Below are 12,764 nucleotides of genomic sequence, written 5' to 3'. Positions count from 1 at the left end.
CTTCTCTCGGAAAGGCAATTCTGCGAACCTGTCAGGGATTTCACTCCTTAATTGTTCAGCGGCCTTACCCATGACAAGCCTTTCCCAATGGATTGAAGAAAAGAATCAAGATGAATGGTGGATATTCATTAAGCGGCTTTCAGCCAACGATACAGGGCTTACGGGGGGCAACGGGGTAGGTATCTATGTGCCCAAAGCTGTTGTTGCGAAAGCGCTACCGTCCATTTCAAGCACCTGTTGTCAGAATCCTGATTGCAGTCTGACTGCACAAATCACTTCGCATGGTCTTCCCGAGCAAACGCTAAGGGGCATCTACTACAACAATCGCCATTTCGAAGGACCTGGGTCACGCAACGAGCATCGTTTGACAAGATGGAACACAGATTTTAGAAACAGCCCGGCCCAAGATCCTGAGAATACTGGCGCGTTAGCGATTTTTGCTTTTCACGTGCCACATTTGGGCCGAGATTCCGAGTTTTTGGATATTTGGATCTGCAAAGGACTGGAAGAGGAGGAGTTCGTAGAGAGCAAGATTGGCGAAGTCATCCCTGGCAGCTCGCTTTTCGACAGAGGGGATAGGTTGTTCGCTGGTTTCGCAATAAGTCCAGCAAAAGAGCCAACCAACGTTAGAATTCCGCAGGCTTGGGAGGACCGCTTCCCCAGCGGTGAAGAGATTATTACCTTTCTGCTTGAGGCATTTAGTTCGCAGAAGACAACACCTGATGAGCTCATACTTGAGCGCCGGGAGAGCGAATATAGACTTTTTCGCCAGATTGAAGAGTTTCACATTCTGCATCAGGTTCAAAAAGGGTTTCTTTCGGTAGACGAGTTCATGCAGATGGCGAATTCGGTCAGCAATCGCCGTAAGTCGAGATCAGGTAAATCACTTGAGCTACATCTGGAGCATATCTTCCGACAGTTCGGACTGAATTCATTCAGTATTCAGTGCCAAACGGAGGGTAGGAAAAAACCCGATTTTATTTTCCCTTCCTGTGTCGACTATCACGACTCAGGATTTCCAAGTCACAATCTGCGAATGTTAGCTGTCAAGACGACATGCAAAGATCGTTGGAGACAGGTTTTGAATGAAGCGAAAAGGGTGAAATCTATTCATCTATTTACGCTTCAAGAGGGCGTCTCCCCGCACCAGATGGAAGAAATGACAAGTGAGAACGTCAAATTGGTAGTGCCTAAACCACTGCACACAAAGTATCCAGATGAAGTGCGAGGAAAACTTATGACGCTTGCTGATTTTATTGTAGAAACTAAATCCATACGGTGAGGTTTCTGCGGGCTCCCATTGGGGCGGATGAGCCCTTGGGTCGTACTTAAAGCGGCAGATGCGAATAGGTAGCGGAATGATAGATGTTGTAGATAGTGCGACGAGGTCTCGAATGATGGCCGGTATTCTTGGAAAGAATACAAAGCCCGAGTTGGTCGTTCGGCGTTATCTGCACATGCAAGGTTATCGTTATCGACTGCATCGGAAAGATCTGCCAGGTAGGCCTGATTTGGTTTTGCCGAAGTACAAGATAGCCATATTTGTACATGGATGTTTTTGGCATCGCCATCAAGGCTGCCTATATGCAACTTCTCCTCAGAATCGTCACGATTTTTGGGAGGAAAAATTAAATGGGAATGCTTTGAGGGACCAAAAACACATATCTAAACTGCATGAAAAAGGTTGGAGAGTTCTTGTCGTGTGGGAGTGTGCGTTGAAGCATCTTCTTGGAGAGGTTGATATCCTGCAGAAAATGGTCTGCAATTTAGATGAAGCCTTACAGGTTTGGCCAGAGATTCCTCCAAGGGCTAAGCTTTAGTTTCCATTTTTAATGTTGTACGTGGTTCAAATAAAAGGGGCTACCAATTCTGGCAGCCCCTTTTTTATCCGTGCGGTATAGAGTTGAGAATAAATCAATCCCAGCTCAACGCACCACCAGTTTGGTATTCGATCACTCTCGTCTCAAAGAAATTCTTCTCTTTCTTCAAGTCCATGATCTCGCTCATCCAAGGGAACGGGTTAGTGGTTCCTGGGTACTCTTCCTTCAAACCAATCTGCGACAAACGACGGTTAGCGATGAACTTCAGGTAGTCCTCCATCATCGCCGCGTTCATGCCCAGTACGCCGCGAGGCATGGTGTCGCGGGCGTATTCGATTTCCAGCTGCGTACCCTGCAGGATCATCTGGGTCGCTTCTTCCTTCATCTCGGCATCCCACAGGTGTGGGTTTTCGATTTTGATCTGGTTGATCACGTCGATGCCGAAGTTCAGGTGCATGGATTCGTCGCGCAGGATGTATTGGAACTGCTCGGCGACGCCGGTCATTTTGTTGCGGCGGCCCATGGAGAGGATCTGGGTGAAGCCGCAGTAGAAGAAGATGCCTTCCAGAACGCAGTAGTAGGCGATCAGGTTGCGCAGCAGTTCTTTGTCGGTGTCCGGGGTGCCGGTTTCGAACTTCGGATCGGAGATCGAGCGGGTGTATTTCAGGCCCCAGGCTGCCTTTTTCGCGACCGACGGGATCTCGTGGTACATGTTGAAGATCTCGCCTTCATCCATGGCCAGCGATTCGATGCAGTACTGGTAGGCGTGGGTGTGGATCGCCTCTTCGAAGGCCTGGCGCAGGATGTACTGGCGGCACTCCGGGTTGGTGATCAGGCGGTACACGGCCAGGACCAGGTTGTTGGCAACCAGGGAGTCGGCGGTGGAGAAGAAGCCGAGGTTGCGCATCACGATGCGGCGCTCGTCGTCGGTCAGGCCTTCCGGGTTTTTCCAGAGGGCGATGTCGGCGGTCATGTTGACTTCTTGCGGCATCCAGTGGTTTGCGCAGCCGTCCAGGTACTTCTGCCAGGCCCAGTCGTACTTGAATGGCACGAGTTGGTTGAGGTCGGCGCGGCAGTTGATCATGCGCTTTTCGTCAACGGCGACACGGGCGGAGGCGCCTTCGAGTTCGGCGAGGCCTTCGGCGACGTCGAGGGAATCCAGTGCTGCCTTGGCGCGGGCCACGGCGGCCGAGTCGTCGGCGGTCACGGCGCGGGCTTCCAGCGCTGCGGCACCGCCGGCGCTGTCGAGGCGATCCATGTTGGCTTCAGTAGCGTGGCCGGCGTTGGCGCCTTTCACGGTTGCTACTTCACTGTCTTCTTTGTCGAATTCGTCCCAGCTCAGCATGACGTGTCGTCTCCTGCGTGAGGGCCTGTCGCCCCGTGTGAAACCTGATTGGTTGGTTGTTCACACGGTCGTACAGACCGCGTTGGATCTTAAGGAATCGTTTTTTGCGGCAGCCAAGGCAGGCAATAAAACAGAATTTTGTACGGGTTTCCGAGAGCCTCTGACGGGCGCAGATCAGCGTTGACGCTGCTGCGGGGCTTCAGAATGGCTTTTGCTCCCTGTAAGGGAATATTGCTGACCCGATTAGGGCGGCATTATAGGGAAAAAAACACGGGCGTGGGGGAGGGCGAAACACCGCAGGGCGTTCGATTGGCCGGGTGATTTCGATCGGAGCGAGGGTTTACAGGGCTTTCGCTGGGATTGGCCGGCGAGAATTTTTTTTCATTAATTTTTTTGCGAGGCTTCGGTTGCTCAAGAAATGAGCAAAAAACCGGGTTTTTCACTATATCTTGTGTTTTGCAACCCTTTTGAGCGACTCCAGACACAACTGAGCCCGACCGAAGCCGGGCTGGAATCGACCCTCAAATGAGGCGCTGAGCGGTCCGATTCGGTGCAGTCTCAATCATCAATTGGTGCAGCCGTTGCCCATGACGCTGTAACGCAGGATGTGGCGCTGACCCTTGGAGTCGTCGTACTCCATTTTGGCCGGTACCACTTCGCAGACATTCGGCACTTCGCTCATCGATACAACTTTGGCGATGTCCAGGTGAGTGGAGTAAGTGTATTCCTCGATCACCGGTTGTTGCTGTGCGACATCAGTCGGGACCTCGTCTGCCATGGCGGTTGCGCACAGACTGCTGAGGGCCAGAACCAATAAAGCTTTCATTTCAGATTTACCTTTTTGAGGTCGAGTAGGGTCACGCAACCTTTTTAGGGTTGCGTGTGGAACTTCATCATTTGCAGTTATTACTTGAGAGCTGGATTAACGGCCTTCGTGGGGGCTGTAACGTTGTTAATCGCGTTTGCCTTGTCGGCGAGGTGGATTTTAGGCAGGTGGGGTGGGGGTAAACAGGTGGGGTTTTGATAAACACTTTTGGCGGTTTTGGTAACAATCGGTCGTTAGGGTGGGGAAGAGCGTTTTCTGGCGATGCAATTTGTCTGGGGAACCGAGTTGTCTGGATCGCTTGCAGGCAAGCTCCTACAAGGGGGTTGGGGTGTTTGGGGGTAGTGCGTCGGGCTTGCTGTCTGGGTATCGCCATGTTTTGTAGGGGCTTGTTACTACCATCGTCGAATGGTTCTATGGGCCCGGCCCGGCTACAACGGGGTCATACAAAAACAACTATTCCACCGAGGTAAGAAAGATGAGTGCGGCTTCTCTGTATCCCGTTCGTCCCGAGGTTCTGGCCAATACGCTGACTGACGAGGCGACCTACAAAGCCATGTACCAGCAGTCGGTCGTCAACCCTGACGGTTTCTGGCGCGAGCAAGCCAAGCGCCTCGACTGGATCAAGCCTTTCACCACGGTGAAGCAGACTTCCTTCGACGATCACCATGTCGACATCAAATGGTTCGCCGACGGCACCCTGAACGTTTCCTACAACTGCCTCGACCGTCATCTGGCCGAGCGCGGCGACCAAGTCGCAATCATCTGGGAAGGCGACGATCCTTCCGAAAGCCGTAACATCACCTATCGCGAACTGCACGAACAAGTGTGCAAACTGGCCAACGCCCTGCGTGGTCAGGACGTACACCGCGGCGATGTGGTGACTATCTATATGCCGATGATCCCCGAAGCCGTGGTCGCCATGCTGGCCTGCACCCGGATCGGCGCGATTCATTCGGTGGTGTTCGGTGGTTTCTCGCCGGAGGCGCTGGCGGGGCGGATCATCGACTGCAAATCGAAAGTGGTCATCACCGCTGACGAAGGCATCCGTGCCGGCAAGAAGATCTCGCTGAAGGCCAACGTCGACGACGCGCTGACCAACCCGGAAACCAGCAGCATCCAGAAAGTCATCGTGTGTAAGCGCACCGGTGGCGACATCAAGTGGAACCAGCATCGCGACATCTGGTACGAAGACCTGATGAAAGTGGCGGGCACCGTCTGCGCGCCAAAAGAGATGGGCGCCGAAGAAGCGCTGTTCATCCTTTATACCTCTGGCTCGACCGGCAAACCGAAGGGCGTGCAGCACACCACCGGCGGTTATCTGCTGTACGCGGCGATGACCCACGAGCGTGTGTTCGACTACCGTCCGGGCGAAATCTACTGGTGCACCGCCGACGTCGGCTGGGTCACCGGCCACAGCTACATCGTCTACGGCCCGCTGGCCAATGGCGCGACCACGCTGCTGTTCGAAGGCGTGCCGAACTACCCGGACATCACCCGGGTGGCGAAGATCGTCGACAAGCACAAGGTCAACATCCTCTACACAGCGCCGACCGCGATCCGCGCGATGATGGCGTCCGGCACCGCCGCCGTTGAAGGCGCGGATGGCAGCAGCCTGCGTCTGCTCGGTTCGGTCGGCGAGCCGATCAACCCGGAAGCCTGGGACTGGTACTACAAGAATGTCGGCAAGTCGCGTTGCCCGATCGTTGATACCTGGTGGCAGACCGAAACCGGCGGCAACATGATGAGCCCACTGCCGGGGGCGCATGCACTGAAGCCGGGGTCGGCGGCACGTCCGTTCTTCGGTGTGGTGCCGGCGCTGGTCGACAACCTCGGCAACATCATCGAGGGCGAGGCCGAGGGCAATCTGGTGATTCTCGATTCGTGGCCGGGTCAGGCGCGCACGCTGTATGGCGACCATGACCGCTTCGTCGACACCTACTTCAAGACTTTCCGTGGCATGTACTTCACCGGTGACGGTGCGCGGCGTGACGCTGATGGCTATTACTGGATCACCGGGCGTGTGGACGACGTGCTCAACGTCTCCGGCCACCGCATGGGCACCGCCGAGATCGAAAGCGCGATGGTTGCGCACCCGAAAGTCGCCGAAGCGGCGGTGGTCGGTGTGCCGCACGACATCAAGGGGCAGGGCATTTATGTCTACGTCACCTTGAAGAATGGCGAAGAGCCGAGCGAGCAACTGCGCCTGGAGCTGAAGAACTGGGTGCGCAAAGAGATCGGCCCGATTGCTTCGCCGGATGTGATCCAGTGGGCGCCAGGGCTGCCGAAGACCCGTTCGGGCAAGATCATGCGGCGGATTCTGCGCAAGATTGCTACGGCGGAATACGATGGGTTGGGCGATATCTCGACCCTGGCGGATCCGGGTGTGGTGCAGCATTTGATTGATACGCACAAGACGATGAATGTGGCGTAAGCCTGTCTGATGCATTGAAAAGCCCTGTCCGGTGATGCCGGGTGGGGCTTTTTTGTGTCTGGAGGTTTTGGGGTGGCAGGGCTGGCCCCTTCGCGAGCAAGCCCGCTCCCACAGGTTGAAGTGTGTTCTGTCTGGAAGAATGCAGTCCCGCCGGGGCTATTTTGTCTGGTGGGGTTGTGGTGGTTTTGCTGGCCTCTTCGCGAGCAAGCCCGCTCCCACAGGTTGAGGTGTGTTCTGTCTGGAGGAATGCAGTCCAGCCGGGGCTATTTTGTCTGGTGGGTTTGTGGTGGTTTTGCTGGCCTCTTCGCGAGCAAGCCCGCTCCCACAGTGGGCCTGCATTATTTCAGACAGAATGCGATCAACCTGTGGGAGCGGGCTTGCTCGCGAAGACAATCTGTCAGACGCCGCAGTAATCCCCTGTCAGAAACCCAAACCCACCCAACCAATAATTATCGATTTCCTGTGCAAGCCATTTCCCGCTGTTACCCATGCCTACCCGAGTAACCAAATGTGTAACCGCCCGCCCCGCCGCGGGGCGAAGGGAAACGCAATGCCCCGTTTTAGAGCCTTAAAACCCCCAGTGAAAAATAAGACACAACGCTGCGCTTGCCGGATTAGAAGGGTTTGCGAATAATAGGCCCGCAATTTGCAGCATAGATCGGTTCACTGTCTTTCGCTCTTGCATGAATTTGCAATGCTGTCAATGCGCTCAAGCGGGTTTCTCTGTGCATCTGTAATTAGTTGTCGCATTGAAGAAATATCGGCTTCGGGCCTGTCGTTAGAATGCCGATCACTCGCTCATCGTGGCTGACGTTGAAACCCCTGGAGGTTTCACCGGGAAATTTCCCACCGATGCTGCACCGCTTTCCCGATTCACCCATTCGCATATTGGGCTGTCGCTCACTCTGCCGTTTTTGCCCTTTACCGATGGAGTCCCAAGATGAAGAAACTTGTGCTGCTTGGCGCCCTGGCACTGTCCGTGCTGTCGCTGAATTCCTTCGCTGATGAAAAACCTCTGAAGATCGGTATCGAAGCGGCTTACCCTCCGTTCGCTTCCAAAGCGCCGGATGGCAGCATCGTTGGGTTCGACTACGACATCGGCAATGCCCTGTGTGAAGAAATGAAGGTCAAGTGCCAGTGGGTCGAGCAAGAGTTCGACGGTCTGATCCCGGCACTGAAAGTACGCAAGATCGACGCGATCCTGTCGTCGATGTCGATCACCGAAGACCGCAAGAAGTCCGTGGACTTCACCAACAAGTACTACAACACCCCGGCCCGTCTGGTCATGAAGCAGGGCACCGTTGTCAGCGACAACCTGTCTGAGCTCAAGGGTAAAAACATCGGTGTACAACGTGGTTCGATTCACGAGCGTTTCGCCCGCGAAGTCCTGGCCCCGCTGGGTGCCGAGATCAAGCCATACGGTTCGCAGAACGAAATCTACCTCGACGTGGCCGCCGGTCGCCTCGACGGTACTGTGGCTGACGCCACTCTGCTGCAAGACGGCTTCCTGAACACTGATTCCGGCAAAGGCTTCGCCTTCGTTGGCCCGCAGTTCACCGACGTCAAATACTTCGGCGACGGCGTAGGCATTGCTGTGCGCAAGGGTGACGCGCTGAAAGACAAGATCAACGCTGCGATCGCGGCCATCCGTGAAAACGGTAAATACAAAGCTATCCAGGACAAGTACTTCGCCTTCGATATCTACGGCAAGTAACACGTCTCTGCGACAAGTCAGAAATGGCGCAAGCAACAGGATCTCTGCGGTTTGCGCCATTTTTTCATCCCAACTTTCGAGGACCTGAATCATGTTGAAAGGCTACGGGGCTGTCATCCTCGATGGCGCATGGCTGACGCTTCAGCTCGCCTTGTCGTCCATGGCCCTGGCCATCGTTCTCGGGCTGATCGGGGTCGCGTTGCGCCTGTCGCCGATTCGCTGGCTGGCGTGGCTGGGCGATCTGTATTCCACGGTGATCCGCGGGATTCCCGACCTGGTGCTGATCCTGCTGATCTTCTACGGCGGTCAGGACCTGCTCAACCGCGTCGCGCCGATGCTCGGCTATGACGACTACATCGACCTGAACCCGCTGGCCGCCGGTATCGGCACCCTCGGTTTCATCTTCGGTGCGTACCTTTCGGAAACCTTCCGTGGCGCGTTCATGGCGATCCCAAAAGGCCAGGCCGAAGCGGGCATGGCCTACGGCATGAGTAGTTTTCAGGTGTTCTTCCGGGTGATGGTGCCGCAGATGATTCGCCTGGCGATTCCTGGCTTCACCAACAACTGGCTGGTTCTCACCAAGGCCACCGCGCTGATTTCGGTGGTCGGTCTGCAGGACATGATGTTCAAGGCCAAGCAGGCGGCGGATGCCACCCGCGAGCCTTTCACCTTCTTCCTCGCAGTGGCGGCGATGTACCTGGTGATCACCAGTGTCTCGTTGCTGGCGCTGCGTCACCTTGAGAAGCGCTACTCGGTAGGCGTAAGGGCGGCTGATCTATGATCTTCGACTACAACGTCATTTGGGAGGCCATGCCGCTGTACCTCGGCGGCCTGCTGACCACCCTCAAACTGCTCGCGCTGTCGCTGTTGTTCGGTCTGTTGGCGGCACTGCCGCTGGGCCTGATGCGCGTCTCCAAGAACCCGATCGTTAACGGCGCCGCGTGGCTCTACACCTACGTGATCCGCGGCACGCCGATGCTGGTGCAGCTGTTTTTGATCTACTACGGTCTGGCCCAGTTCGAAGCGGTACGTGAAAGCTTCTTGTGGCCGTGGCTGTCCAGCGCGACGTTCTGTGCGTGCCTGGCGTTCGCGATCAACACCAGCGCCTACACCGCCGAGATCATTGCCGGCAGCCTCAAGGCTACGCCGAACGGCGAGATCGAAGCCGCCAAGGCCATGGGCATGTCGCGCTTCAAACTGTACAAGCGCATCCTGTTGCCATCGGCCCTGCGCCGGGCGCTGCCGCAGTACAGCAACGAAGTGATCATGATGCTGCAGACCACCAGTCTGGCGTCCATCGTGACCCTGATCGACATCACCGGCGCGGCCCGTACCGTCAACGCGCAGTACTACCTGCCGTTTGAGGCGTACATCACCGCCGGCGTGTTCTACCTGTGCCTGACCTTCATTCTGGTGAAGCTGTTCAAGCTGGCCGAGCGCCGCTGGTTGAGCTACCTGGCCCCGCGGAAGCACTGATATGGAACGCATCGACCACGTATTGCCGTGGAGCCATCTGGGCAGCGAGCGCAAGATCTCGGTCTTCCGCTTTGGGAGCGGCGAGCGCAAGGCTTACATCCAGGCCAGCCTGCACGCTGACGAACTGCCGGGCATGCGCACCGCCTGGGAGCTGAAAAAACGCCTCGGCGAACTCGAAGCCCAAGGCCTGCTCAACGGTGTGATCGAGTTGGTACCGGTCGCCAACCCGCTGGGCCTCGGCCAATTACTGCAAGGCAATCATCAGGGGCGTTTCGAGGCGGGCAGCGGCAAGAATTTCAACCGCGATTTCGTCGAGCTGAGCGCACCGGTTGCGGCGGCACTGGCTGACAGCCTTGGTGATGATCCGCACGCCAATATTCGCCTGATCCGTCAGGCCATGGCTGATCATCTGGCGACATTGCCCGAGGCGAGCAGCCAGTTGCAAGGCATGCAGCGCGTTTTGCTCAGCCACGCCTGCACCGCCGATGTGGTGCTTGATCTGCATTGCGACGCTGAAGCGGCGCTGCACATGTATGCACTGCCGCAGCACTGGCCGCAGTGGCGCTCCCTGGCCGCACATCTGAATGTGAAGGTCGGTTTGCTGGCGGAAGATTCCGGCGGCAGCTCCTTCGATGAAGCGTGCTCGTTGCCATGGTTGCGGCTGTCGCGGCAGTTTCCGGACGCGCAGATCCCACTGGCGTGCCTGGCGACCACCGTCGAGTTGGGCGGTCAGGCCAATACCGACCGCGTTGATGCGCAAGCCTGGGCTGAAGGCATTCTGGCGTTCCTTGCCGAGCAAGGCCTGATCACTGGCGAATGGCCGAAGCCGGCCAGCGAACCGTGCGAAGGCATGCCGTTCGAAGGCACTGAATTACTGTTGGCACCGCACCCCGGTGTGGTGAGTTTTCTGCGTAAACCCGGCGAGTGGGTTGAAGCCGGGGATGAGATTTTCGAAGTGATCGACCCTGTGTCCGATCGGGTCAGCACGGTGTGTGCTGGTACGTCCGGGGTGCTGTTTGCCATTGAACGGCTGCGCTATGCCCAACCCGGTTTCTGGCTGGCCAAGGTGGCGGGGCGCGAAGCGCTGCGTCACGGGCGCTTGCTCAACGACTGACTGACTGTTTTTGTGAGAACCGACCGCATGTACAAACTTGAAGTCCAAGACCTGCATAAACGCTATGGCAGTCACGAAGTGCTCAAGGGCGTGTCCCTGAAAGCGGCAGCCGGCGATGTGATCAGCATCATCGGCTCCAGTGGCTCCGGCAAAAGTACTTTCCTGCGCTGCATCAACCTGCTTGAGCAGCCGCACGCGGGCAAGATCCTGCTCAACAACGAAGAGCTGAAGCTGGTAGCGAACAAGGACGGCGCGCTGAAAGCCGCTGATCCGAAACAGCTGCAGCGCATGCGTTCGCGCCTGTCGATGGTGTTCCAGCATTTCAACCTGTGGTCGCACATGACTGCGCTGGAAAACATCATGGAAGCGCCGGTTCACGTACTGGGCGTGTCCAAGGCCGAAGCCCGCGAGAAAGCCGAGCACTACCTGAACAAGGTTGGCGTCGCCCATCGTAAAGATGCGTTCCCGGGACACATGTCCGGTGGCGAGCAGCAGCGTGTGGCAATTGCCCGTGCGCTGGCGATGGAGCCGGAAGTGATGCTGTTCGACGAACCGACTTCGGCGCTCGACCCGGAACTGGTCGGCGACGTGCTCAAAGTCATGCAGGCCCTCGCTCAGGAAGGCCGCACCATGGTCGTGGTCACACACGAAATGGGTTTCGCCCGTGAAGTGTCGAACCAGTTGGTGTTCCTGCACAAAGGAGTTGTGGAAGAGAGCGGCAACCCGCGCGAAGTGCTGGTCAATCCGCAATCCGAGCGCTTGCAACAATTCCTGTCGGGCAGCCTCAAGTAATCGCTGCCGTTATGCACCAGATTAGGTCATGCTTCGCGACCTGAAGGCTGGCTCGGTCCCCCTGTGGGAGCGGGCTTGCTCGCGAAAGCGGTCGATCAGTCAACATCATTGCTGCCTGAACCACCGCCTTCGCGAGCAAGCCCGCTCCCACAATGGATCTGCGACAGCTTCGATTACGGGCTAGCATTGGCCCATGCCTTCATCACCGTTCTTCGTTTCGGATTGCCCGCCCATGACTGCCCATCGAATTGGTTTCCTGATTTGGCCCAGCACTAAAGCTTTGACGCTGGCGCTGGCGGAGGAGGCCTTGCGTGTTGCTCAGCGGGTGCATCCGGAGGTGGTTTACGAACTGTCGTTCCTCCAGGCCGAAACCGTGACAGACGTTGCGGCCGAGGGGGCGTGGCAACTGCCGGGCGAGGCGTGGACCGGCAAGCTGGAAAACTTCCAGAAACTCTTTTTGCTCGCCGACGAGCCGCCGACCACTCTGGCCCCGGCCCTCAGCAGCGCACTCAAGCAACTGGTGCGGGCCGGTTGCGTGATCGGTGGTCTGTCTGCCGGTGTCTATCCGTTGGCGCAGCTCGGTCTGCTCGACGGTTATCGTGCGGCCGTGCATTGGCGCTGGCAGGACGATTTCGCCGAGCGTTTCCCGAAAGTCATCGCCACCAGTCACCTGTTCGACTGGGATCGTGATCGCCTGACCGCGTGTGGCGGCATGTCGGTACTCGACCTGCTGCTGGCGGTGCTGGCCCGTGATCATGGGGCAGAACTGGCCGGTGCGGTGTCCGAAGAACTGGTGGTCGAGCGCATCCGCGAGGGCGGTGAACGCCAGCGCATTCCACTGCAGAACCGCCTCGGTTCCAGCCATCCGAAGCTCACCCAAGCGGTGCTGCTGATGGAAGCCAACATCGAAGAGCCGCTGACCACCGACGAAATCGCCCAGCACGTGTGCGTGTCCCGTCGGCAACTGGAGCGGATCTTCAAGCAATACCTCAACCGCGTGCCGAGCCAGTACTACCTGGAATTGCGCCTGAACAAGGCCCGGCAGATGTTGATGCAAACCAGCAAGTCGATCATCCAGATCGGCCTGTCCTGCGGTTTCTCCTCCGGGCCGCATTTCTCCAGCGCCTACCGCAACTTCTTCGGCGCCACGCCGCGTGAAGATCGCAACCAGCGGCGCAGCAGCAGTCCGTTCGAACTGTCGTCAGTGCCGCCGGAGCGCGGTTGACGCACCCCGGCAGAACCCGCT

Annotated in this window: 11 protein-coding genes; 9 read left to right on the top strand and 2 right to left on the bottom strand. The window is 57.2% G+C overall.

Features of this window, described 5'->3' with window-relative positions; translation table 11 throughout:
- Nucleotides 1-70: 70 nt before the first annotated feature.
- Together V3W27_RS11440 and V3W27_RS11435 are read left to right on the top strand one after the other, a co-directional pair.
- Complete coding sequence (locus tag V3W27_RS11440; protein WP_330206618.1) at nt 71-1,282, top strand: type II restriction endonuclease; 1,212 nt, start codon at nt 71-73, stop codon at nt 1,280-1,282.
- A 79-nt stretch (nt 1,283-1,361) separates the two neighbouring features.
- Nucleotides 1,362-1,820 (top strand): very short patch repair endonuclease, encoded by a 459-nt coding sequence (locus V3W27_RS11435; protein WP_330206671.1) that lies wholly within the window; start codon nt 1,362-1,364, stop codon nt 1,818-1,820.
- Between the two features lie 94 nt (nt 1,821-1,914).
- Here the strand turns inward: V3W27_RS11435 and V3W27_RS11430 are convergent, their stop codons facing one another.
- A complete protein-coding gene (locus V3W27_RS11430; protein ID WP_003227292.1) occupies nt 1,915-3,165 on the bottom strand; it encodes a ribonucleotide-diphosphate reductase subunit beta in 1,251 nt (416 codons plus the stop codon).
- 565 nt (nt 3,166-3,730) lie between these two features.
- The gene (locus V3W27_RS11425) at nt 3,731-3,991 is read right to left on the bottom strand and encodes a DUF2790 domain-containing protein (RefSeq protein WP_027612631.1); all 261 of its coding nucleotides are present in this window, start codon (nt 3,989-3,991) and stop codon (nt 3,731-3,733) included.
- Nucleotides 3,992-4,466: 475 nt separating this feature from the next.
- Here V3W27_RS11425 and acs point away from each other — a divergent pair, with 475 nt between their 5' ends.
- From acs to argR, 7 genes are all read left to right on the top strand, one after another.
- Nucleotides 4,467-6,422, top strand: coding sequence for an acetate--CoA ligase (acs, locus tag V3W27_RS11420; RefSeq protein ID WP_007963105.1), 1,956 nt, complete (start codon nt 4,467-4,469; stop codon nt 6,420-6,422).
- Nucleotides 6,423-7,362: 940 nt separating this feature from the next.
- Nucleotides 7,363-8,136 (top strand): ABC transporter substrate-binding protein, encoded by a 774-nt coding sequence (locus V3W27_RS11415; RefSeq protein WP_027612633.1) that lies wholly within the window; start codon nt 7,363-7,365, stop codon nt 8,134-8,136.
- A 91-nt stretch (nt 8,137-8,227) separates the two neighbouring features.
- Nucleotides 8,228-8,917 (top strand): ABC transporter permease, encoded by a 690-nt coding sequence (locus V3W27_RS11410; protein ID WP_003227287.1) that lies wholly within the window; start codon nt 8,228-8,230, stop codon nt 8,915-8,917.
- Entirely contained in the window at nt 8,914-9,612 is a 699-nt protein-coding gene (locus tag V3W27_RS11405) for an ABC transporter permease (RefSeq protein ID WP_003227285.1), read from the top strand. The genes V3W27_RS11410 and V3W27_RS11405 overlap by 4 nt, the downstream gene beginning before the upstream one ends.
- A gap of 1 nt (nt 9,613) precedes the next feature.
- Nucleotides 9,614-10,726, top strand: coding sequence for a M14 family metallopeptidase (locus tag V3W27_RS11400; protein ID WP_330206617.1), 1,113 nt, complete (start codon nt 9,614-9,616; stop codon nt 10,724-10,726).
- 27 nt (nt 10,727-10,753) lie between these two features.
- A complete protein-coding gene (locus V3W27_RS11395; RefSeq protein ID WP_003227281.1) occupies nt 10,754-11,518 on the top strand; it encodes an ABC transporter ATP-binding protein in 765 nt (254 codons plus the stop codon).
- Nucleotides 11,519-11,750: 232 nt separating this feature from the next.
- Entirely contained in the window at nt 11,751-12,743 is a 993-nt protein-coding gene (argR, locus tag V3W27_RS11390; RefSeq protein ID WP_027612635.1) for a transcriptional regulator ArgR, read from the top strand.
- Nucleotides 12,744-12,764: the final 21 nt, after the last annotated feature.

The sequence above is a fragment of the Pseudomonas sp. AM14(2022) genome, assembly GCF_036346455.1.
Taxonomy (GTDB): Bacteria; Pseudomonadota; Gammaproteobacteria; order Pseudomonadales; family Pseudomonadaceae; genus Aquipseudomonas; species Aquipseudomonas putida_A.
This window is presented reverse-complemented; position numbering and strand designations above follow the sequence as displayed.

What these genes read in the sequence shown, in the direction of transcription:
- V3W27_RS11400 (WP_330206617.1), top strand. Translation starts at nt 9,614, where the DNA reads ATGGAACGCATCGACCACGTATTGCCGTGGAGCCATCTGGGCAGCGAG.
- V3W27_RS11395 (WP_003227281.1), top strand. Translation starts at nt 10,754, where the DNA reads ATGTACAAACTTGAAGTCCAAGACCTGCATAAACGCTATGGCAGTCAC.
- V3W27_RS11410 (WP_003227287.1), top strand. Translation starts at nt 8,228, where the DNA reads ATGTTGAAAGGCTACGGGGCTGTCATCCTCGATGGCGCATGGCTGACG.
- V3W27_RS11405 (WP_003227285.1), top strand. Translation starts at nt 8,914, where the DNA reads ATGATCTTCGACTACAACGTCATTTGGGAGGCCATGCCGCTGTACCTC.
- V3W27_RS11440 (WP_330206618.1), top strand. Translation starts at nt 71, where the DNA reads ATGACAAGCCTTTCCCAATGGATTGAAGAAAAGAATCAAGATGAATGG.
- acs (WP_007963105.1), top strand. Translation starts at nt 4,467, where the DNA reads ATGAGTGCGGCTTCTCTGTATCCCGTTCGTCCCGAGGTTCTGGCCAAT.
- V3W27_RS11415 (WP_027612633.1), top strand. Translation starts at nt 7,363, where the DNA reads ATGAAGAAACTTGTGCTGCTTGGCGCCCTGGCACTGTCCGTGCTGTCG.
- V3W27_RS11430 (WP_003227292.1), bottom strand. Translation starts at nt 3,165, where the DNA reads ATGCTGAGCTGGGACGAATTCGACAAAGAAGACAGTGAAGTAGCAACC.
- argR (WP_027612635.1), top strand. Translation starts at nt 11,751, where the DNA reads ATGACTGCCCATCGAATTGGTTTCCTGATTTGGCCCAGCACTAAAGCT.
- V3W27_RS11425 (WP_027612631.1), bottom strand. Translation starts at nt 3,991, where the DNA reads ATGAAAGCTTTATTGGTTCTGGCCCTCAGCAGTCTGTGCGCAACCGCC.